The sequence below is a fragment of the Gammaproteobacteria bacterium genome (assembly GCA_016705365.1).
Classification (GTDB): domain Bacteria; phylum Pseudomonadota; class Gammaproteobacteria; order Pseudomonadales; family UBA5518; genus UBA5518.
The window spans coordinates 254,057-276,652 of record JADIYI010000009.1; the positions used below are offsets into that span (position 1 = coordinate 254,057).

18 protein-coding genes are annotated in these 22,596 nt (G+C 64.5%); 7 read left to right on the forward strand and 11 right to left on the reverse strand.

Going from position 1 to position 22,596, the window contains the following annotated elements; all coding sequences use genetic code 11:
* Window positions 1-12 precede the first annotated feature (12 nt).
* From IPF49_19315 to IPF49_19325, 3 genes are all read right to left on the reverse strand, one after another.
* A complete protein-coding gene (locus IPF49_19315; protein ID MBK6289736.1) occupies window positions 13-837 on the reverse strand; it encodes a hypothetical protein in 825 nt (274 codons plus the stop codon).
* A 348-nt stretch (window positions 838-1,185) separates the two neighbouring features.
* Window positions 1,186-2,907 (reverse strand): DUF2207 domain-containing protein, encoded by a 1,722-nt coding sequence (locus IPF49_19320; protein MBK6289737.1) that lies wholly within the window; start codon window positions 2,905-2,907, stop codon window positions 1,186-1,188.
* A complete protein-coding gene (locus IPF49_19325; protein MBK6289738.1) occupies window positions 2,907-3,455 on the reverse strand; it encodes a LemA family protein in 549 nt (182 codons plus the stop codon). The genes IPF49_19320 and IPF49_19325 overlap by 1 nt, the downstream gene beginning before the upstream one ends.
* A gap of 322 nt (window positions 3,456-3,777) precedes the next feature.
* Between IPF49_19325 and IPF49_19330 the strand changes: the two genes are divergently transcribed.
* Complete coding sequence (locus IPF49_19330) at window positions 3,778-4,824, forward strand: TauD/TfdA family dioxygenase (protein MBK6289739.1); 1,047 nt, start codon at window positions 3,778-3,780, stop codon at window positions 4,822-4,824.
* A 62-nt stretch (window positions 4,825-4,886) separates the two neighbouring features.
* Here IPF49_19330 and IPF49_19335 read toward each other — a convergent pair whose 3' ends face one another.
* Window positions 4,887-5,294, reverse strand: coding sequence for a rhodanese-like domain-containing protein (locus tag IPF49_19335; GenBank protein MBK6289740.1), 408 nt, complete (start codon window positions 5,292-5,294; stop codon window positions 4,887-4,889).
* Window positions 5,295-5,423: 129 nt separating this feature from the next.
* Here IPF49_19335 and IPF49_19340 point away from each other — a divergent pair, with 129 nt between their 5' ends.
* Complete coding sequence (locus IPF49_19340) at window positions 5,424-7,115, forward strand: ABC-F family ATPase (GenBank protein MBK6289741.1); 1,692 nt, start codon at window positions 5,424-5,426, stop codon at window positions 7,113-7,115.
* A 24-nt stretch (window positions 7,116-7,139) separates the two neighbouring features.
* Here IPF49_19340 and IPF49_19345 read toward each other — a convergent pair whose 3' ends face one another.
* Complete coding sequence (locus IPF49_19345) at window positions 7,140-9,362, reverse strand: xanthine dehydrogenase family protein molybdopterin-binding subunit (protein ID MBK6289742.1); 2,223 nt, start codon at window positions 9,360-9,362, stop codon at window positions 7,140-7,142.
* Window positions 9,359-9,823, reverse strand: coding sequence for a (2Fe-2S)-binding protein (locus IPF49_19350; GenBank protein MBK6289743.1), 465 nt, complete (start codon window positions 9,821-9,823; stop codon window positions 9,359-9,361). Before IPF49_19350 ends, IPF49_19345 begins: the two co-directional genes overlap by 4 nt.
* Before the next feature lie 205 nt (window positions 9,824-10,028).
* Here IPF49_19350 and IPF49_19355 point away from each other — a divergent pair, with 205 nt between their 5' ends.
* From IPF49_19355 to IPF49_19365, 3 genes are all read left to right on the forward strand, one after another.
* Entirely contained in the window at window positions 10,029-10,652 is a 624-nt protein-coding gene (locus tag IPF49_19355; GenBank protein MBK6289744.1) for a hypothetical protein, read from the forward strand.
* A 336-nt stretch (window positions 10,653-10,988) separates the two neighbouring features.
* Window positions 10,989-12,749: an amidohydrolase gene (locus tag IPF49_19360; protein MBK6289745.1), complete on the forward strand. Its 1,761-nt coding sequence runs from the start codon at window positions 10,989-10,991 to the stop codon at window positions 12,747-12,749.
* Between the two features lie 78 nt (window positions 12,750-12,827).
* Window positions 12,828-14,405, forward strand: a complete 1,578-nt coding sequence (locus tag IPF49_19365; protein ID MBK6289746.1) for an AMP-binding protein — start codon at window positions 12,828-12,830, stop codon at window positions 14,403-14,405.
* Window positions 14,406-14,421: 16 nt separating this feature from the next.
* Here IPF49_19365 and IPF49_19370 read toward each other — a convergent pair whose 3' ends face one another.
* The 4 genes from IPF49_19370 to IPF49_19385 all read right to left on the reverse strand — a co-directional run bounded on the left by IPF49_19370 (window position 14,422) and on the right by IPF49_19385 (window position 18,036).
* Complete coding sequence (locus IPF49_19370) at window positions 14,422-14,916, reverse strand: nitroreductase family deazaflavin-dependent oxidoreductase (protein ID MBK6289747.1); 495 nt, start codon at window positions 14,914-14,916, stop codon at window positions 14,422-14,424.
* Window positions 14,917-15,041: 125 nt separating this feature from the next.
* A complete protein-coding gene (locus tag IPF49_19375; protein MBK6289748.1) occupies window positions 15,042-15,824 on the reverse strand; it encodes a methyltransferase domain-containing protein in 783 nt (260 codons plus the stop codon).
* 122 nt (window positions 15,825-15,946) lie between these two features.
* Window positions 15,947-17,362, reverse strand: coding sequence for a sensor histidine kinase N-terminal domain-containing protein (locus IPF49_19380; GenBank protein ID MBK6289749.1), 1,416 nt, complete (start codon window positions 17,360-17,362; stop codon window positions 15,947-15,949).
* Window positions 17,338-18,036 (reverse strand): response regulator transcription factor, encoded by a 699-nt coding sequence (locus IPF49_19385; GenBank protein ID MBK6289750.1) that lies wholly within the window; start codon window positions 18,034-18,036, stop codon window positions 17,338-17,340. The genes IPF49_19380 and IPF49_19385 overlap by 25 nt, the downstream gene beginning before the upstream one ends.
* Before the next feature lie 149 nt (window positions 18,037-18,185).
* On the opposite strand from IPF49_19385, the gene IPF49_19390 reads away from it, so the two are divergent.
* Both IPF49_19390 and IPF49_19395 read left to right on the forward strand, forming a co-directional pair.
* Window positions 18,186-19,421, forward strand: a complete 1,236-nt coding sequence (locus tag IPF49_19390) for an MFS transporter (protein ID MBK6289751.1) — start codon at window positions 18,186-18,188, stop codon at window positions 19,419-19,421.
* Window positions 19,422-19,523: 102 nt separating this feature from the next.
* A complete protein-coding gene (locus IPF49_19395; protein MBK6289752.1) occupies window positions 19,524-20,636 on the forward strand; it encodes a cellulase family glycosylhydrolase in 1,113 nt (370 codons plus the stop codon).
* Window positions 20,637-20,689: 53 nt separating this feature from the next.
* Here IPF49_19395 and IPF49_19400 read toward each other — a convergent pair whose 3' ends face one another.
* Window positions 20,690-22,480, reverse strand: a complete 1,791-nt coding sequence (locus IPF49_19400; protein ID MBK6289753.1) for an ABC transporter ATP-binding protein/permease — start codon at window positions 22,478-22,480, stop codon at window positions 20,690-20,692.
* Window positions 22,481-22,596: the final 116 nt, after the last annotated feature.

The following is a 22,596-nucleotide window of genomic DNA, read 5'->3' on the forward strand; positions in this document are numbered from 1 at the left end:
CCGCGCACGGGATCAAGGGTTTCGTTGCCGATAAATTCTCGCATAGGCGATGCTGTCGGCGTTATCGACCAGGGTGCCGTTGGGCAGCTCATCGCTGCGCGCGCTGATTTCCAGCATGGCGCCGCCCAGCTCCGTCGCCGTGATCACCAGCGAGCCCGGGCGCAACAGGGCCTCGCCAAGATAGTGAAGGAAGTTTGCATCATCCGCGGACGGGCGGATGAAAGCCGAGCGATAGGAAAACGTTCGCAGCCCGCTGCCATCGGCCAGCGCCGCCAGTTCGCGCTCCGCGCGCCCCTTCTCGCGCGCCCAGCGGGCACTGCCCCCGGGATCGGTTCCCATGCCGGTGACATAGTGAAAGGACATCGGCGCATATGTTCTTGCCAACAACCATTGCTTCACGAACGCCACCGGAAAATCCACGTGGATCCTGGTGTAGGTGGCATCGTCGACCTGCAGCGAGGAGGTGCCCAGCCCCCACAGCACGGTATTGACCTGCGCCAGCACATCGGCCAGGGAAGTGTAATCGGTGAAATCCTGGTGGAGCCTCATCTCGATTTTTCCGGAGGCAATGCCGGCCTCGATCCGCGGCGAGCTGCGCCGGGTGATCACGTGGATCTTCTGCACCTGCGGATCGTCCATCGCGGCCTCGAGCAGGCCGTCCCCGACGGAACCGGTCGCACCGAATACCATCACCACCCGATTGGCGCCGCTGTCACGCGCCGCATCCGCGGACGGCACGATGGTTCCGAGGCTCAGGAAGCCCCAGGCATCGAGCATCGCCACCACCAGCAGCAGGCCCGCCAGAACGTAGATAAGCATCTTTTTTGCAAGCTTCATGGCGCGATCATTCCGCAAAGGTCATTGAGTATTGCATATCCGGATGACACTCAATCAGGCCGCAGGGTAGCTGCCGCACCACTCGCACGGTGACGACCGCCGCGCGACGCAAGGCAGTTGCTGCGCAATTTGGCTGATCGGTTGGCACTGCATGGAGACGCAAGGCGCTTGCTGCGCAGCGAACATAAAGGACCAGCGCCGAGCGAGGACCGGAGACTGCGCAGCAGGCTCCGGGCGGAGAGAGGGTAGCCCGGAGGGCCGCCAGTCCAGTGAGCGGAGCAGCAAGCGCCTTGCGTCGGGCCGTACGCAGTCCAGTGAGCGAAGCAGCAACCGCCTTGCATCCAGCCACTAGCGCCCGCCGCCGCCACCACCTCCGCCACCACCACCGGACGAACCGCCCCCTCCGGAACCGGATGAGCTGCCGGGAGGGCTCGAGGACGAGGCGATCTGCGATGTCAGGCTGCTGCCGAGCGCACGACTCAGGCCGCCGGCATCGCTGAAACGAGAGCCGTGATACCAGCCGATGCGGGAGGTGGCAGCGGCGGCCTCTTCCGCTCCCACGGCCAGGGTGAATTTTTCGGTCCAGGCATCCTCGACTTCGAGCGCGACCGCATACGGCAGCAGCATCTCGTAGCGCCCGGCATCGAGCAACGGGGGCGCATCCGGGCCGGGCATGCGCGCGAGCTCGTCGCGTTCGGCAACGCCGAGATAGAGCTTCAGACCGGCAATTTCGTCGAGCAGGGCGCGACCCTCCGCAGTCGGGGCGCGCACCAGCAGAGCGAAGGCAGCAAGAGCGATCGCCATCAACACGCCGATCGCGATCACCGCCGCAATCCCCATATTGCCGGCAATCCGCCAGGCGCCCACGATGCTCGCCAACGCAATGAAGCCGGCGATGACCAGGCTGCGTTGGTTGCGTTTGAAATAGCGCGGATGCATGTTTGCGTCGAGGATCGCGCTGTGCGCCAGACGCGCGGCGGAAAGAATCGCGGCATTGCTTTTGCCGAGCAGCAGGGATTGCTTGCCCCCGGCGAACAGGCGCTCGAGCAGAGCCTGCTGCGCGGGCTTCAGCGCCGAGCCTGCCGGCGCGCTGCTTCTCTGCAGTTGCCATTCATCACTGAACAGGCTTTTCTTTCTCTCGATCTGCAAACAGCCCGCCACTGCCAGGGCAAGCACTTCGGCGGAGAAGCAGCGTACGTCGTAACCCATGCGCTGCATGTAGCGCAGGCTCGCCGGGGTCTGCGCCGCGGGCGGCTCGTAACGCGCGATGATGATGCCCTGGCGCGGATCGCGACCCACGCGCCGCCATTCCCCGAGGCAATAAACCAGCAGCAACACGAGGCCACCCAGCGCCACCAGTACACCGCGGTTGTCCTGCAACAGCCAGACCGCGCGTTGCAGCGCGCCCGGCTCGGTGACGACACCCTTCGGAAACGACAGGACCAGCGTGAATCCCTGCCGTGGCATCAGTGCATCGCCGAGTTGCCAGCGCGCATGGCCGGGCTCGACCGCACGTGCTACATAGGCCTGCCCCTGCTCGCCCTGGTAGCCGGTATAACCTTCGACCCGCAGCTGATCGATCGGCACCGCCGCCGGCAGGCGCACATCGGCACTGCCGGCGTCGATCGGAAACTCCCATCCCGTGCCGATCGCATTCCAGTACAGCTCGTCATGATCGCGGAAGAAGCCGATCTGACGCGTGGTCCGATAATGGAATGTAAAAGTGTATCGCGCCGGTACCGGCAGGAAATCATCGTTGCCCGTGTTGATGCGGATGCCGTTGTCCAGCGGCTCGGTAAACCAGGGTTCGGAGACACCGTCACGCTGCACGCCGAGCACGTCGAGACCGACGACCACGCGATTGCCGTAGCGATCCCTGTAACGGGTGGGAAAGTCGCGATAGATGCCGCGCCGGATATTCTCGCCGGCAGCTTGCACGGTAATTTCTTCGGTCACATCGAGGCGTCCATCGCGCTCGATATGCACATCGATCCGGTAATCGAGAATGCGTTCTTCGGCATGCACCGCCGACGCCGCGATCAGAGCCAGTGCCGCGATCAAGCGCCACATCACGGTGCGATCTCCACCCGGACCGCCGGTCGCGCGGCGTCCTGTGCCTGGAAGAACTCTGCCGATTCGAACGCGAATGCCCGCGCAATCAGGGTATCCGGCACCCGCTGCACCGCATCGTTCAAGTCGCGTACGGCGCCGTTGTAGAACCTGCGCGCGTACTGCAACTGTTCCTCGACGGCTACCAGGTCGCGCTGCAGTTGCGCGAAGTTGTCGCTGGCCTTGAGCTCCGGGTAGGCTTCCTTGAGCACGAACACCTGGCCGATTGCCTGTTCCAGCGCCGCTTCGACTTCGCCAAGACGCGCCGGACTGCGCAGCGCCACGGCCCGGGTGCGCAACTCCGTCACTGCCTGCATCACGGATTTCTCGTGTGCCGCATACGCTTTTACCGCGGCGACCAGTTGCGGGACGAGATCATGGCGACGCAAGAGCTGCACATCGATATCCGCCCATGCGGTACGCACCTGGATTCGCAGCCGGACCAGCCGGTTGTAGATCATCAGGGCCCAGATCGACCCCGCGATGCAGATTGCCAGCACGACAGCCATGCAATTCTCCTCAATGTATCGTCGGGAGCTACCAAAGCCGGCGACCGCCTTGCAGCTCGATCGCCGACCGTGCGCTCATGGTGCCATCGGCAGCGGATTGTAATCCAGCGGGCGGCAAACCATGGGCAAGTACCCCGGTTTGCGGCAATTCGGCATCTGCGTGTCATCAGGGCAGACGGCGCAGCTTGACATGGTCAAGCCACGGGCCATATCATAAAACCACGCTCCTACGTTGTTTTATGCTAACCGCGCAGGAGTCGACTGCCGCAGCTGTATCAGGCAGATGGCGTGATCGATTCACTGTAAATCGCGAGGTCCCGACATGAACGCTCCCCAATTGGCCAAGATTGATCATCCCGCCTCATGGACGGCCCGATCCCTGACCGAACAGTCGGCGAAATGGGCCTATCAGCTGAGTCCGGAAGACGTGGCCGAACTCGACCAGGGTCTGCAGCAGGTGAAGTCCCTGGGACTGGTGGTTCCGAATTTCGGCACCAAAGAATTTCCGATGCCGAAGCTGGCGGCAAAGCTTGCCTCATTCAAGGAGGGGTTGTGCACGGGAATCGGCCTTCTTTATATCAAGGGGCTGCCCATCTCCCGGTACACCAAGGACCAGGCGAGCGCGATCTTCTGGGGCATCGGCAGCCATATCGGGATACCGTGGCCACAGAATGTCCGCGGACATCTGCTGGGCGATATCCGCGACGAGGGGCGCACGCTGGATGATCCGATGGCACGCGGATACCAGACGACCGCGGATCTCGACATGCACACCGACGGCGCCGATATCGTTGCCCTGCTGTGCCTGAAACAGGCTCCGCAGGGCGGAGAAAACCAGCTTTGCAGTGCACTCTCTGCTTTCAACAAGCTGGTCGATACCGATCCCGCGGCGGCACAGCATCTGCTCGACACCCCCTGGTGCATCGACTGGCGCGGCGAGGAACCGCCCGGCAAGCCGCCTTATCACAAGGCGCCGCTGCTGACCCGGGTCGGCGACGTCATCACCTGTTTCGACCTGATCCCCTACGTCCACAGCGCCCAGCGCTTCGAGGAGGTGCCACGATTGACGGAACGTGACCGTTCCGCCCTCGCGGCATTCGAGAAAGCCATCTGGGACGATGAACTGGTGGTGCGCCTGCGCCAGGAACCCGGCGACATGGTGTTTATCAACAACCACTATCACGTGCACGCGCGCAGCACGTTCAAGGATTTGGAAGATCCGGCGGAAAAGCGCCATCTGCGTCGGCTGTGGCTGGAAACCGATGCGTGGGCCGCCCAGCGTCCTGTCGCGATGAGCACCTTCCTGCACGCCGCCCGCTCTTTCTGGGAAAAGCCCGGGTCAAGCGTCCAGATGTGGGACCATATGTAGCCGGGGCTCGGCGCGGCAAATACGCCAGGGACTGGCGGTTTGCCGGCCAGGCGCGTCAGGCTTCAGCGCACCTGCTGCGGCTCGTGACTGGCGACCGGCGCACCGGATTCCTTCCAGGCCCTGAAGCCACCCTCGAAATGCGCGATGCGCGGCAGTCCCATATCGCCGAGTACCGCGGCGGCCAGTGAGGAGCGCCACGCGGACTGGCAATAAAGTATCAGTTCCTTGCCGGAACCGAAGACCTCCTTGTAATACGGGCTCTCCGGGTCGGCCCAGAATTCGAGCATTCCGCGCGGCGCATGAAAAGCGTCGGGGACCATTCCCTCGCGCTCGAGCTCACGCACATCGCGGATATCCACGAACAGCACATCGGGGTCGCCGAATTTGAGCCTTGCCTCCTCGAGCGACAGGGTGCGGATCCTTGCGCGCGCTTCCTCGATCAGTTTCTTGTAACCCTTGGTCAGTTGCATGGCATATTCCTTGGGCCGGCAAGGCATCAGAACAAATTCAACGCAGAGTATTCCGTAGCGCCATATCATCCGTCAAACCGTGTTCGACGCTACCTGCGGGCGGCGATCCGCGGTCCGGCGGGCGCGAATATGCGGCAGTTGTTGCACTGTTTGCAATTGAGAATTCCGCGGCAGCCATTACACTGGCGCCCCTCGCGGAGCGCTCTTGCGCCGTCTTCACTGTGGATTTCCTTCGTGATCGCTACCAGCAACCTCACCATCCAGTTCGGGGCCCGGCCCCTGTTTGAAAACGTGTCGGTGAAATTCGGCAACGGCAACCGCTATGGCCTGATCGGCGCCAACGGCTGCGGCAAATCCACCTTCATGAAGATCCTCGGCGGCGATCTCGAACCGAGCTCCGGCAACGTGATGCGCCCGGTCGACATGCGTCTGGGCAAGCTGCGCCAGGACCAGTTCGCTCATGAAGACCAGCGCGTCATCGATGTGGTGATCATGGGACACGAGGAGCTGTGGCAGGTCCGGTCCGAGCGCGAGCGCATCTACGCTCTCCCCGCGATGAGCGAGGAAGAAGGCATGGCGGTTGCCGAGCTGGAGGTACGGTTCGCCGAACTCGACGGCTACACCGCGGAATCGCGCGCCGGGGAATTGCTGCTCGGGCTCGGCATCGCGGTGGAACAGCACGCGGGGCCGATGAGCGCGGTGGCGCCCGGCTGGAAGCTGCGCGTGCTGCTGGCGCAGACCCTGTTCGCGGACCCCGATGTGCTGCTGCTCGACGAGCCCACCAACCATCTCGACATCGACACCATCCGCTGGCTCGAAGGCATGCTGAAGGCGCGCAGCAGCACCATGGTGATCATCTCCCACGACCGTCATTTCCTGAACAGCGTGTGCACGCACATGGCGGATCTCGATTATGGCGCGCTGAAAGTCTATCCGGGCAACTGGGATGCCTACATGCGCGCCTCCACCCAGGCGCGCGAGTTGGTGCAGAACGAGAATGCGAAAAAGAAGGCGCAGATTGCCGATCTGCAGAGCTTCGTGAGCCGTTTTTCCGCCAATGCCTCGAAAGCCAGGCAGGCGACATCACGCGCGCGCCAGATCGAGAAGATCGAGCTCGTCGACATCGTGCCCTCGAGCCGCCAGAGCCCTTTCATCCGCTTCGACCAGAAGCAGAAACTGCACCGCCAGGCGGTCACGCTGCGCGCTGCGGGCAAGGGCTTTGGTGCAGCGCCATTGTTCGAGAGCTTCAGCATCCAGGTGGAAGCCGGCGAGCGCATCGCGATCATCGGTCCCAACGGGGCCGGCAAGACCACGCTGCTGCGCTGCCTGATGAACGAACTCGCGCTCGACGCCGGCGAACTGAAATGGGCGGAACAGGCCGATATCGGTTACTTCGCGCAGGAGCATGCCGCGGATTTTGCCGAAGACCTGAACCTGTTCGAGTGGATGAAGCAGTGGACCAAGGGTGACGAGCAACTGGTGCGCGGCACTCTCGGGCGCATGCTGTTCACCCAGGACGAGATCACCAAGTCGGTGAAGGTGATTTCCGGTGGCGAGCAGGCGCGCATGCTGTTCGGACGGCTGATACTGCAGCGCGGCAACGTGATGGTGCTCGACGAACCCACCAATCACCTTGACATGGAATCGATCGAGGCGCTGAACCTCGCCCTGGAAAACTATCCGGGCACGCTGATATTCGTGAGCCACGACCGCGAGTTCGTGTCCTCGCTGGCCAACCGCATCCTGGATTTCAGGCCCTCGGGCATCGTCGATTTCAGCGGCAGCTACGACGAGTACCTGCGCAGCCAGGCGCTGGAATGAGCGGGCGCTGAAGCGCGTGGGACGCTACCCGCTGGCGGCCCAGCCCTTCATCAGCGGCAACTCGCGCAGGCGGCGGCCCGAGGCGGCGAACAGCGCCGCTGCCAGCGCCGGGGCGATGGTCGGCGTCGGTGGCTCGCCGATGCCGCTCGGCGGCTCTTCGCTCGCCACGATGTGTGCTTCGATAACGGGCGGCGCCTCGGTGATGCGCAGTATGCGGTAATCGCCGAAGTTGCTTTGCTCCACGCGCCCCTCGCGCACGCTGAGTTCGCCGAACAGCGCGAGCCCGAGACCGAAGATCGTTGCGCCCTCGACCTGCGCCCGCACACCGTCGGGATTCACCACCCTTCCGCAATCGAGCGCGGTATCGACGCGCACCACCCGCGGCGTGCCGTCGGCCTGCAGCGCGACTTCGACGATCGTCGCAACATAGCTGTAGAAACTGTTGTGCGCCGCAAAGCCCCGGAAATGACCGGCCGGCAATGGCGCACCCCAGTTCACGCGCGCCGCGAGGTGCTCGATCACGCGCCGGTAGCGGCCGCTGTCGACGGTCGTCCCGTTGGAACTGGCAAGCGGATCGGGGTCCTCGTTGGGTGCTGCAAACTGGCGGTCGGGGCCCAGCAGCGCGATGCGATAGGCGAGCGGATCGACTCCCGCCGCGGCCGCCATTTCATCGATGAAACCGTTCAGCGCGAACGCCTGCCACACATTGCACACCGAGCGCAGCCAGCCGATACGGATAGGGACGGGTGCCTGGCAGGCCTCGATGCCGAGGTGGGGCACGGCGAACGGCAGATTGCTCAGCCCCATGCCGATCTCCCAGGGCTGCGGATGATCGATGCCCTTCTCGAACAACCAGTCGATCGAAGGGTAGGCCGCACGAATCAACCACGCCCGCGGCAGGCCATCGGCGCCAAGACGTGCGCGCATGAACTGCACTGCCTCGGCGTGGAAATAGCAGTTGCGGATGTCCTCCTCACGGGTCCAGAACAGCTTCACCGGAGCGCCCACCCGGCTCGAGACCTCGACCGCCTCGAGCACGAAATCGGTCTGCGACTTGCGCCCGAACGCGCCACCGAGCAGGGTGACATTGATGGTGACTCCGGCCGGCGGGATGCGCAGCCATTCCGCGACCAGCCGGCGCGTCGCGCGCGGATCCTGCACCGGCGCCCAGATCTCGCAGCGCCCGTCGTGCACCCAGGCAACCGCTACCGGCGGCTCCATCGGGGCATGCGCCAGCATCGGCGTTTCGTAGCTTGCCTCGACCAGCGTACCTTCGCCCTCGAGTTCCGCCATCACCTCACCGCGCAGCAACCGGCTCCTGCCGGGCCGGGTGAGACTGTCGCGCAGCTGCGCGCGATAGCTCGCCGTCTCGTAGCCGGCATTGTCGCCGGACAGCCATTCGATCGCGAGCGCCTCGCGCCCTTTCAGGGCCGCCCAGCTGCTGTCGGCGACCACCGCGATACCTTCTTCCGGACGGAACTCGCGCGGATGCGCGGAAAAGGGAATGCTGCAGGTGGCTCGGACGCCGGGGACCGCCAGCGCAGCCGTGTCGTCGACCTGGCGGATGCGTGCATCGAACACCGGTGCGCGCGCCACGCAGGCGTATTTCATGCCGGGCAGGCGCACATCGAAGCCATAGATCGCGGTACCGGTGACGATCGCCGGGGCATCGAGGCCACGCGCACTGTGCCCGATATAGCGGAAATCGCACGGATCCTTCAGCGCCGGGTTCCTCGGTACCTCGAGCTTCGCAGCGCGTGACAGCAATTGCGCATACTCGAAGCGCCGCCCGCTCGCGGCATGCTCGACACCGTGATCGAACGCGCGACACTCGGCAGGCGACACACTCCACCACTGCGCCGCCGCCTGCACCAGCATCTCGCGCGCGGCGGCACCTGCCTCGCGCAGCGGCTGGAACATCAGGCGCACGCTTTTCGATCCATCCGTATTCTGGTCGCCGTATTTCGCATCGCCCACCGCCTGCAGCAGCGTGACCCGGGCAAGATCCGCCTCCAGTTCATCGGCCACGATACGCGGCAGCGCGGTGCGTACACCCTGCCCCATTTCGCTGCGGCTCACCGTGATCTGCACGCTGCCATCGGGGCTGAAGGCCACGAACAGGTTGGGCTCGAAGTTCACCTCGTCGGCGCCCGCGCGTGGTGCAATCCGCGCGCCGAGCACCCACGCCGCCGACACCCCGCCGCTCGCACGTAGAAACGCGCGGCGGGAAATCCGGCGCACGTTCATGCCGGTTTCCTCGCGGCGGCGGCTGCGGCACTCACCGCGGCGCGGATGCGCAGGTAGGTACCGCAGCGGCACAGATTGCCCGCCATCGCGGCGTCGATCGCTGCATCGTCGGGATCGGGGTTCTTCGCCAGCAGCGCGACGGCGCTCATCAACTGCCCCGCCTGGCAGTAACCGCATTGCGGGACGTTGTGCTCGATCCAGGCCTGTTGCACGGCGTGAAGGCCGTCGACCGCCAGCCCTTCGATCGTGAGCACCGTCTTGCCCCCCAGCGAACCGATTGGCGTCAGGCAGGCACGCGCGGGCTCGCCGTCGATATGCACCGTACAGGCACCGCAGGCGCCGATGCCACAACCGTACTTGGTGCCGGTGAGACCCGCGCTGTCGCGCAACCACCACAGCAGCGGCATCCCGGGGTCCGCAGCGGCGGTAACCGGTTCGGCGTTGACCGTGAACTCGATCATTCCATGGGCCTCGCAGGGTGTCGGATCCAGCATATCGCATTTTGCCGCGGGCCCGCTCGCAGCCACGGGACGGTCCTGACAGGCGCGCACACCGCCCAAGCGTTGCCGTTTTGTGTTCGTATCCCCGATTGGTTAGGCTTGGCTCACGCCGGGTCGCTTCTCGCAAATTCTCCGCGCAGGCGTTCAACCCAACCGGAGACCCGGGATGCACGAAGAGATCCACAAGCTGATCGCACAGATCGGCGAACTCGAATCACAGCTGCGCGAACGGCTGCATCAGCAGCAAACCCGCGATCCGTACCACGCGGACGGCAAGCGCATCCGCTTCACCTCAACGGTGCGCAAACAGCATCGTGGCATGCGCATACACCTGCTGCGCTGGCTGGCACAAAGCGAGTGGCGCAACGTCGTCTCGGCGCCATTCATCTTCGCGCTGTTCATCCCGTTTGCGCTGCTCGACCTGTTCCTTGCGCTGTACCTGGCAACCTGCTTTCCGCTTTATCGCCTGAAGCGCCCGCGACGATCCGATTTCATCGTCATCGATCATCAGCACCTGGACTACCTGAACAGCATGCAGCGCCTGAACTGCGTCTACTGCAGCTACGTTACCGGGCTGATCGCCTACGCTCGCGAGATCGCCTCTGTCACGGAGCAGTACTGGTGCCCGATCAAGCACGCGGGCAAGATCATCGGAACCCATGCCCGCTACGCAAAATACCTCGATTACGGCGAAACCGAAAACATCGTGGTCAAGGTGCGTGACCTGCGCGAGGAGTTGCGTGACCCGCCCGTCGAAGACAGTTCCGGGACCCCGCCTGGCGCTGCCTGACCGTACTCAAAACGCGCACCCGACCCGCATCTCGTCATCGGTGGCCTTGCGGATCAGATCGAGACCGGTGCAATCGCCAATGGCGTGAAGTTCCGCGACTTGGACATGCAAGTCCTCGACCCCTGATGCCCGGCGCCTGTGCGTCAACGCATAATCGGTGCCATGACATCCGATTCGTCAGTTGCATGCTGCCTATGCGGGGCGACGAGAACAGGTGCAGTCAGTCCGCCATCACGGAGTTTCCCGGTTGCAGATTTACGGCAGCGAACGACAATATCTTATGTTTGCGGATCGAGGCCGCATTTTCTCGCCGCCATTCGCGAATGGAGTTGGCCGATGCACAAACCGAAACCGATACCCGCCCGGATGCTCGCAACCGTGCTGCTCGCGCTGCTGCCCGCCGGCTGCGTGGGCATGCCGCAGCAACCTGCAGCCGATCGGGTGTTCCTGAACGGCGCCGTCTACACCGTGAATCCGGCGCAACCATGGGCCGAGGCCGTGGCAATTCGCGCCGGCGCGATCGTGTATGTCGGGGACGATGCGGGGGCGCAGTCGCTGATCGATACCCGCACCGTGGTGAGCGATCTGCGCGGGCGCATGCTGCTGCCGGGATTTCACGACGGACACGCCCATGTGCTGGCCGGCGGAATGTCCCTGTCGAGTTGCGACCTGGAGGACCGCCGCGATCACGAGTGGATCCGCGCGCGGCTGGCACAATGCAGCCACAGCGATCGCTTCGCCGCGGACGGCTGGATCACCGGCGCGCATTGGGCACTGGCCGCCTTTGCCGACGGCAGCCCGCCAAAGGCCTGGCTGGATGAGAGTTTCGGTTCGCGCCCGGCGTACTTCGTCGACAGCTTTTCACACTCCGCGTGGGTCAACACCCGGGCCCTGGAACTTGCCGGAATCGACCGCGACACCCCGAACCCGCCACATGGCGTGATCGAGCGCGATCCGCTCAGCGGCCAGGCCACCGGCGTGCTGCGCGATGCCGCGATGGAACTGGTAGCGCGCCATGTGCCGGAACCGGGCGCCGCGGAGCTCGCCGCCAGCGTTGCCGCCGGAGTGCAACAGGCCAACAGTTTCGGGATCACGGCATTTGTCGAACCGGGGCTCACGCGCGAATACCTCGTCCCCTACGTGAACGCCGACCGGGCCGGAACGCTGAACGCCCGGGTCACGGCATCGTTGTCGCCGATCGGCTGGGATTCGGGGCGCTTCGGTCCCGAGATCTTCGAGCTGCTCGCCGAACGCGGGAATTTCCGCGGCCCGCGCCTGAACGTCGACTCGGTGAAGGTCTATATCGATGGCGTGATGGAAACCGGCACCTCGCACCTGCTGGAGCCATACAGCGATGGCAGCAACTTCGAACCGTTCTACAGCACGGCGGAACTCAACGAGCTGTATCCCCGGCTCGACGCGCTCGGGGTGCAGATCCACACCCATGCCATCGGCGACGGCGCGATCCGCATGGCGCTGGATGCCTACGCGCAGGCACGAAAGCTGAACCCCTCGAGCGACAACCGCCACCAGATCGTGCACCTGCAACTCATCGACGAGACCGACATCCCGCGCTTTGCCGAGCTCGACGTGGCGGCGGATTTCCAGTCCCTGTGGGCCTACCCGGATGACTACTTCGACATGGCGCTGCCGCTGCTCGGCGCGCCGCGCGTGAACCGCTACTACCCGATCGCCAGCGTGCAGCGCAGCGGCGGGCGCATCGTCGGTGGCAGCGACTGGGACGTGTCCTCGCTGAACCCGCTGGATGCCATCGAGACCGCCGTGCGGCGCCAGGATCCGTTCACGGCCGATGGACCGGTGCTGCAGGCAAGCGAGCGCGTGGACCTGGCCACCATGATCGAGGCCTACACGCGCAATGCGGCCTGGGTGATGCGGCTCGACACGCTGAGCGGATCCGTGGAGGTCGGCAAGCGCGCGGACCTGATCGTGCTCGATCGCAACCTGTTCGCGATTCCTGCCACGGAAATCAACCAGGCGCGGGTGCTGCTGACACTGCTCGACGGAGTGGAGATGTACCGCGCCGCGATGGAGACGCGGGGCGACCTTTCCTCTCTGCACGGGGACGGCGATCGATGAATTCATCGTCATGAACCGCGGGCGGCACATGCGGCTATCATGGGCGTTCCGTTCCGCCCGCAACCAGGACACCTCCCGATGAGTGCACAGAACCTCTATGACCCACCGCTGATGGCCGACCTGCTGATCGGCGGGCTCAACCGGCACTCCGACCGCCCCTGCCTGCTGATCGGCGACACCGTGCTCAGCTATGCCGAGATTCGGGCGCTGACCAGCCAACTGGTCCAGGCGCTGCAGTCGAAGGGACTCGCGCAGGGTTCGCGGGTCGCGGTGATCTCGGGCAATCGCCCCGAGGTGCTGGCCAATATTGCGGCGATGCAGATCACCGGCTGCTGCGGCACGCCGCTGCATCCGCTCGGCTCGCTCGACGACCACGCCTACGTGATGGAAGACGCCGGCATCGAGACCCTGATCTACGATCCCGCCGGCTTCGATCAGCGCGCCGCCGAACTCCGGCAGCGACTGCCCGGGCTGAAAAACCTGCTGGCCTTCGGCCCGAGCGCCACGGGCGAGGATTACCTGGCACTGGCCGCGGGCTTCGCACCGCGCGCACTGGTGGCACCCCCGTTGCTGCCCGGGGACCTGTCCTCGATCAACTACACCGGCGGCACCACCGGCAAACCCAAGGGCGTGATGATGAGTTATCGCGCCAGCGCCTACATGTCGATGATCCAGATGGCCGAGTGGGAATTCCCCGAAGAGCTGCGGATGATGATCTGCACCCCGCTCTCGCATGCGGCGGCGGCTTTCTTCGTGCCAGTGCTGCAACGCGGCGGGGCGTTCTACGTACCGCGCGGCTTCTCGCCCGACGGCTTCTTCGACATGGTCGAACAGCACCGCATCACGGCCACGATGCTGGTGCCGGTGATGATCAACGTGCTGCTCGATTCGCCCCGTGCCGCAACCGCGGACATGTCGAGCATGCAGACGATCTTCTATGGTGCCTCGCCGATCAGTCCGGCGCGCCTCGAACAGGGCATCCGTACCTGGGGGCCGATTTTCTACCAGTTCTTCGGCCAGTCCGAGGCGCCGATGGTGCTCGCCAACATGAAGAAAGGCGAACACGATCTCGCCAAACCCGAGCGGCTCGCCTCCTGCGGCCGGCCCGCGCCCTGGGTGCACCTCGCGCTGCTCGACGATGACAACAAACCGGTCGCGGCCGGCGCTTCCGGCGAAATCTGCGTGCGCGGCCCGCTGGTCATGAGCGGCTACAACAAGCTGCCCGAGCAGACTGCCGAAGCCTTCGCCGGCGGCTGGATGCATACCGGCGATATCGGACGCTTCGACGACGAGGGCTTTCTCTACATCATCGATCGCAAGAAGGACATGGTGGTGAGCGGCGGCTTCAACGTGTTTCCGCGCGAAGTGGAGGATGTGCTCGCGGCGGACCCCGCGGTGGCGCAGGTCGCGGTGATCGGAGTGCCCGACGAGCGCTGGGGCGAGGCGGTCAAGGCACTGGTGGTGCTCAAGCCCGGCATCAGCGGCGACGCCGAACTCGCCGCGGCGCTGATCGCGCGCGTCAAGGATGCCAAGGGGGCGGTGCAGGCGCCGAAGAGCGTCGATTTCATCACCGGCATTCCGCTCACCCCGGTCGGCAAACCCGACAAGAAAGCGCTGCGTGCACCGTTCTGGGCAGGAGCGGCTAGAAAGGTCTAGGAGTCGAGACGCCGGGCTACAGCGGATCGCACAGGAACACCGGGATATTGCGGTCGGTGCGAGCCTGGTACTCGTCGAAATCCGGGTACAGCGACAGCAGGTGTGGCCACAGCGCGGCCTTCTCCTCGTCGCTGACCCGGCGCGCGCGCATCCTGCGCGTGGTGCCGGCAAAGAAGATCTCGACCTCGGGATTGGCGCTGACGTTGTAGAACCAGAACGGGCTTTTGTCCATGCCGCCCTGGGATGCCACCAGCAGTTCCTGGTCGCCATGCGGCAGATGTATCAACGCGACTTCGCGCCACACGCCGGTCCTCGCGCCCTTGCAGCCCAGCACGCAGATCGGGTATCCGCCGGGAAAATGCTTCATCAGCCGCCCACCGCTCTTCCTGTACACCCAGACATTGAGCCGCGTGTACAGCTTGATGAATTTCTTGCCCCAAGCCTGCTGGTTCTCATCCATCGGCTTGACGTCTTCACGGCGCTTGGTCACGTAGTCGTAACGGATCATCATCTATTCCGGGGCTGACATGGCATAGCCACTTTCGGCAGCATAATGCCTTGCGCGCGCCGACAATCAAACTACCTGTCCGGAATGTCATGTTCCGCAGTTGTGCGAAACGAGGCGCTCCGGGATGTTCAGACGCGGTGCGCAATCAGCAGATAGCGACGCTTGAAGCGGGAACGGACGATTTCCACCCGGGGGAATACATCCTTGTGCTTCTCGAACAAGCGCAGCATGGCGCGCCGGGTGAAATAATATTTGAGGCGGTGCGGCGCGTCCGGAGTCGCTCCCGGAACGCGTCCGATGAAGACCACGGGGAAAGGGGTCAGCAGGAAAGCAAAAAACGCGAAAAACGGCACGACTTCGAGTTTGCAAAAACAGTCGAACAGGCTGAATCCGGCGATTTCCAGCACCAGCGTCTCGCGCGTGATGGACATCATGCGCTCGAGTTGCAACAGGGGATTGTCAAGGTGGTGCAGCACGTTCAGGCACAGCACGTAGTCGAACGTTTCAGTCACCGGTTCATGATTGAGGTCACGCCATTCGAATTCCGCGATGACTCCCTTGGCCTGGGCAAGACGGGCAGCCCTGCGGATGATCATCGGGCTATGGTCATAACCAACCACGCGCATGGCCCCACGACGCAGCGCTTCAAAACAGAAGTAGCCGTGATTGCAGCCGAGGTCGAGGACAGTCTTTCCGGCAAGATTTTCCGGAAACATCCGGTCCGCCGACGAAGACCGGTCCTTGCCGTTGGTGCTCAGGCCGTAGGGCAGTTCGATACGCTGATAGGAGAATTGCCCACGCGCCAGAAGCGCTTCGATGCGCTCCTTTGGCCAGGGAACGTTGTCCGCGACACGGTTCCTGCGCCGACCCTCGGCAACAGAGCGCGGCTTCTGCACTTCGGCTTGCGTCAACTATCCACGTCCGTGTCTTGAACATACCGGTTTATGGCGCCACTCGGCGCCGGTCGCGCAATGGTAGTCCCGCAAGCTGAAGATTGGCTGAATGTACGAGGTCAATCGGGTGTGACGTTGCATCACACCGCAAGAGAAGCGAGGCCAGACACGCGTATGTGCAGCCGCTGCTTCGCATCGAGCTCGGCCGCGACTTCGAAGTGAACCTGCTGGGCATACGCCGTCACGAGCGCCAGCCCAAGTCCGCTGTGCTCGCCCGAGCTGCGCGCCGGATCCTTGCGCCAGAAGCGCTCGAACAGGTGTGGCACATCGCTCGATTCCAGGTCCACGACCCGATTGCTCACCCCGATCTGTATCCTGCCGTTGCTGCGTTCCAGCGTGCAGATTACCACCGTGTCACACGGGCTGTAGCTCACGGCATTCGCAAACAGGTTGTTCAGGATGCCCTCGAACTGTTCGCGTCCACGATCGATCACGATCTCTGCGGCAGGCTCGCACCGCAGCTCGAGCTGCCGTCCGCGGGCGAAGGGCTGGATTCTCTGCCATGTTTCCTCGACGAGCGCCTGGAGCGAAAAATCACCGGTTCTGATCGTTACCGTACCGAAATCATGGCGTGCAAGCTCAAGCAGATCGAACACCAGATGCTCCATCTGCAGCGTCGTTTCGCGCACATCGTCGAGATACCCGGTCACCAGCGCCTGGTCCGCCGGCCAGCGCCCTCCGATCTCGGCGAGGGCACGCAGCTCCGCCAGCGGCGTACGCAATTCATGCGCAACGTTGGCGGAAAAGCGCTGCTCCGCGCTGAAGGCCCGCTTCACGCGTTCGAGAAGCGAATTGAACTGGCTTACGAATATATCGAGTTCCACCGCGGGATGCGTCAACCGCAGCGGTGGTTCCATCGAGCGCGCATCGAGCGCCGCCACCTGGCGCCCCAACTCCGAAAGCGGACCAAGACCCCAGCGAACACTGAGCCGGGCCAGGAAGGCAAGTGCAAACATCAAGGCGAAGCTGACGCCAAAAATGACCTCCCGGATGTTTTCACGCATGGCCTCGAGATCGTGACTGCTGCGCGCAACCTGCACGATCGCAGCCTCGCGCCGCAATCGCGCCCGCATCGCCGACGATTCGATCTGCGGCAGGAATTCGATCTCCACCATACGACCATTGCGGCCATCCGGCAGCGTGAGGCCGATGAATCGCACGCCCCCAAGGGCGGTTTCAAATGGGGGCAGGCGCGATTCGCCGAGCGAGCGCGATGCCTCGACCAGGGAGCCGTCCGCGAGCCAGACCTGGAAAAAACTCGCGTTGCTCCTCGCCGCGAATTCCGGCATGAACTCGTCCGCGAAATCAAAAAACACTCCTCGCTCGTTCTGTTTGGTCAGGGTCGCAAGTGCCTGCGCGCGGGCCAGCAGCGCGCCATCCAGATCCGCTTGTAACCGTCTCCCGATCAACGTGTCGAGCAGCAGCCCCGCGCCGAGCAGCAGCACGCAACTGCCAATGACGACGTTGCGGGTCACCCGTGTGCTGATCGATGACACTGTCCGTGGTCCTCGATGCAATAACCAAAACCGCGCCGGGTGCTGATCAGGTCGGGTTCTCCCGCGAGCCGCAATTTCTTCCGCAGCGCGCTGATATGCGCCTCGATGGCATTGCGTGACACCGACGAATCGCTGTCGTAGACGCTGTCTTCAAGCTTGCGCAGTGACACAACACGTCCACGATTCAAGGCCAGGCACTCGAGAATCACACTCTCGTGCGGCGTCAGCTTCAGCTCCGTACCGGACTTGAAAGCCTGGTGCCTCGCCGTGTCGAAATCAATGCTGCCGAGAGCGATCACGGGGTCGGGTTTCGCGTAGCGACGTCGAATCAATGCCGCGATTCGGGCCTGCAGTTCATCAAAGGAAAACGGCTTGACCAGGTAGTCGTCGGCACCGAGTTGCAAACCCTGAACACGGTCCTGCACCTGGTCCCGCGCCGACAGAATGATGATGCCAGCGCTTTCACCCGATCTGCGCAGTTCGCGCAGCACGGCTAGTCCATCGATCTTCGGCAGCATCAGGTCCAGCACGACGACGTCATAAGCCAGCCGCTTCGCATACTGCAGCGCCGCGCTGCCATCGCCCACGAGGTCGACCGCATATCCGCTGCGGCTCAGACCATCAACCAGCGTCTTGCCGAGACGAATCGAATCTTCGACGACCAGGATTTTCATCGACGCACTTTATCACGGCACCGGGCTGCCACCCACGGCGCGGCGCAGTCGATTGCCCGTCGCGTGGGCATGATCGCCTGTTTTGCTTAATCGCTCACCGGCCTTATGCTCTACCCAGGCAATCAGCGGAAGATCCGGATTTCATCGCCATGGCCAGCGCCCGCTCCACCCTGATCACCGTCATGCTGGTGAGCTTCATGAGCACTGCCGGCGTGGCGCTGCCGTTTCCGGTACTCGCGCCGTATTTTCTTGCGGGTGAACCCGGCGCACTGAGCGGATTTCTCGGCTTGCCGCCAAAACTGCTGCTCGGCATATTGCTGGCGGTCTATCCGCTCGGCATCCTGATCGGCAGTTCCTTTCTCGGGGCGCTGTCGGATCATTTCGGTCGCAAGCGGGTACTGGTCGCGAGCCTGTGCCTTGCGGCGCTCGGCTATCTCCTGACCGCGGCCGCGGTGCTGATCGAGAGCTTTCCGCTGTTTGCGCTGGCGCGTCTGCTGACCGGGCTGTGTGAAGGCAACGATGCGATCGCGCGCGCCGTGGCACTCGACCTGCACCCGGCGATCAGCCGCAGCCGCGCGCTGAGCCTGGTGTTCGCTACCACCTACGCGGGCTGGATGGCGGGGCCGCTGGCCGGCGGCTACCTGATGGTGTTCGGCATGGCGGCGGTATTCCTGTTCGCCGGCGCGGCACTGCTCGCCTGCGCATCGTTCACCCTGCTTGCCCTGATGGAGACCTCCGCGCTGCCCGCTTCTCCACAATCCCCGCCTGCCCTGCTGAAAACCGCGCGCCAACACAATTCCCTGCGCCTGTGGCGCGAGCCGCCGATCCGCGAGCTGCTGATCTTCCATCTGCTCTACACGCTTGGCGTGAACGCCTGCTACGAGTTCTATCCGCTGTGGCTGGTCGAGTACTTCGGCAGCGACAGCCGGCATATCGCCTGGCTTACGGTGTACATGACCGGCGCGATGATATTCACCAGCATGTTCGTGGTGACCCGGCTGCGCGCGCGCTGCGCCAGCCTGACGCTGGTGCGCACGAGTTCGAGCGTGTTCGCCGCGCTGCTGCTGTTGCTGGTGTTCACCCCGATCGAGCATGTCCCATGGGTGTTTGCCGGGCTGGGAATGACCATCAGCATCAACAGCGGATGTTTCCCCGAGTACATGGCCGAGCGCTTCGCCCACCAGGGGGCCGGGCGCGTGATGGGTCTGATCAGCACCAATTTCTACGCGAGCAATATGCTGATCGCGCTGGCCGGAAGCGTGATCGCGCTGGCCGGCAGTCAATGGTCGCTGATCGCCGGGGCGCTGCTGTGCGCCTGCGCGGTGGCCTGGCTGCAGTACACCAGGCCGCCGGCGTCGGCGCAGGTGATCGAGGCAGTGACATGAATGGTGCCACGGGCACTTGCTCCGCGACCGCTTCGCGCCGCATGATCAGCCGTAACGATGCCGCGCCGCGAGCGGCCTGACGAGATGTCCGGGAACAAGCATATGGACGAGACGGTGACGGGCATGCGCCTGCGCGGGGTGAACCTCGGCGGCTGGCTGGTGCTGGAGAAATGGATGAAACCGAGCCTCTTCGAGGGGCTCGCCGCCACCGACGAAACCTCGTGGTGCGCGGAACTCGGCGCCGCGGCGCCGGCGCGGCTACGCGCCCACTGGGACGGCTTCATCACCCGGGCCGATTTTGCCTGGCTCGCGGAGCGCGGCATCAACGCCGTGCGCATCCCGCTCGGACACTGGATTTTCGGCCCGCCCTATCCCTGGCACCGCGCCTACGGCAGCAACCCTCACCCGTTTGTGGAAGGCGGCATCGAGGTGCTCGACCGCGCCATGGACTGGGCCGACGAGCTTGGCCTGCGCGTGATACTCGACCTGCACGCCGCTCCCGGCTGCCAGAACGGTTTCGACAACGGCGGCATCAAGGATGTGTGCGAATGGCACACCCGCGAAGAGTACCTGGCGCATTCCGTCGCCGTGCTCGGGCGCCTCGCGGCGCGCTATCGCGGGCGCCGCTGCCTGCACGCGATCGAGGTGCTGAACGAGCCCAACTCGAGCGTGCCGACCGCGCTGCTCGAGGCCTATAACATCCGCGCCTGCCAGGCGATCCGCGCGCACTGCCCGGCGCACGAGGTGGCGGTCGTGTTCCACGACGGCTTTCGCTCGCATCGCGAATACCGCGGCGGCCTGCTCACCTCGGGCGCGCAGAACCTGGTCTTCGATGTGCACCGCTACCAGTGTTTCGAGCGCTCCGACATCGATATGGACATCCACGGCCACCTGCACAAGGCAGGTGTGCTGTGGCGCGAGGAGGCCGACGCGATCCAGCGCGATCTCGCCCTGCCCGCCATCGTCGGCGAATGGAGCCTCGGGCTCGATCTCAAAGTGGTTTCGCTGTGGGCGCAGGGTCCCTGGAATCACGCGCTGGAGCGCATGGACGCCTTCCAGGAACATGTTGCCTACCGCGCCTACGCGGCCGCGCAACTGCTCAGTTTCGAACGCTACCGGGGCTGGTTCTTCTGGAGCTACCGCACCGAGACCACGCCCGCGTGGTGCTTCCGCGAATGCGTGGAGCGCGGCTGGCTGCCCGGGAGGTTCGACTGAGGGGGTTGCGGCGCGCGCAGCCGCGGTAATGCCCGCGGACATGCTTTCCGGGCTCAGTGCGAGATCGAGCCGTTCTCCCGTACCCCCGCGAACAGGAAGTGCGGCTCGGCCAGGCGGTTGAGCACGATCTTGCGATGGTGCAGCGCTTCCAGCCCGGAGTGGAAGCTGATGGTCAGCACCGCGCTGTTCGGCAGTTCGCGGTGCAGCATCTCGAGAATCAGCTGCTCGCCGCGCGGGTCAAAGGCATCGCTTGCCTCTTCCATCAGAATCCACGCCGGACTCTGCAGCAGTGCGCGCGCGAAACCGAGGCGCTGCTGCGCGCGCAGCGGCAGCGCCTGCTCCCAGTTATCGATCGCATCCAGCCGCGGCGCCAGCCAGGTGACGCCCGCGCATTCCAGCGCACGATGGATGCTCTCGCTGCCGTGGGCGTCGCCGCCGCGCGGGTAGCACAGCGCCTGGCGCAGCGTGCCCTCGGGCAGGAACGGGCGCTGCGGCATGAACAGGATGCCGCCGTCATCGGGCAGCAGCACGCGTCCACTGCCCCACGGCCACAGGCCGCCGATGACCTTGAACAGGCTGCTGGTCACGGCCGGGTCACCGGCCACCAGCACCCGCTCGCCGCGGTGGATCTCGGTATCGAGATTCTCGAGCAGGATCAGGCCATCGGGATCGGCGATGCAGAGCTTCTCGATCACCAGGCAGGCGCCCTTCGCGCGACCGATGAAGATGCGCTTGTCGCTGGGCGTGCGCGCCTCGGCATCGAGGCGTTCCATATCCTCGAACAGCGACAGCACGCGATCGGCCGAGGCCCGCGCGCGCGCCATGTCGCCGAGGTTGTCGACCGGCCACGACAATGCCGAGGTAAGCTTCTGGAACGCCTGCGCCGCCTGCATCAGCACCCCGAGTGACATCGTGCCGAGAATGTACTGCGGCGCCGCAACCAGGATCGGAAACACCGGCAGCAGGGCGCCGTAGCCGGTCGAAAAAGACACGATGCCCATGTAGGCCAATGACTGGCGATCCCAGTTGCGCATGATCGCGCCGAACTGCCGGCCCGCTCCGGCACGCTCGATCGACTCGCCGCGTAACAGCGCGATGGCTTCCGAGTGCTCGCGCGCCCGCGCCATGCCGAAGCGAAAATCCGCCTCCGCGGTCTGCAGGGCATTGGTCGAGCGCACCAGCGGGCGTCCCATCATCCAGCCGAGCACCGCGCCGAGGCCCGCGTAAAGGAACGCGAGCGGCACCATGAAACCCGGCACGCGGATATCGGTGCCCGGCAACTGCAACGTGCCCGACACGGTCCACAGGATATCGATGAAACTGCCGAGAATCAGCACCGAATAAACCAGGGTGTGCGCCAGCGCGATCGCGGTCTCGGTCACGACGCGGATATCCTCGGCGATGCGCCCGTCGGGATTGTCGTGCTCGCCGGCGCTGAACAGCAGGCGGTAATGGCGCCCGCTCTCCATCCAGCGACCGATAACCCGGTCCGTGAGCCAGGCGCGCCAGCCCAGTTGCAACCAGCGTTTCACCAGCAAGTGCGCCGCGGTGACGCCCAGGGTCAGCGCAAAGATCAGCGCGAATACCCCGACCTGCAGTATCAGGGCGGGAACCGAGCGCGCTTCCAGCGCATCGAACAAGGCGCGGTTCCAGTAGTTGGTCCAGACCGCGAGCGCGACCTGCGCAACGGTGAGCACCAGCAGCAGCAGCGACCCGCCGCGCACCCGCCACTTGTCGACGCCATTCCAGTACCCGCCGGCGAGCCGCAGCACCCGGGTCGGGAAATGGCGGCGCGCGACCGGGTCTGCCCGCCCCGCGGGGTGTGTGCGGATTTCTTCTTTCATGCTCGGCGGGCGCGTGGGATTTTTCCTGTGGCGCATCGAGGCGCCGGTTTTTGTATTGTTATCGGATCGTGCAGCGCAGTCTTTCCATTCAATGGCAAATCCAGGTCTGTCTCCCA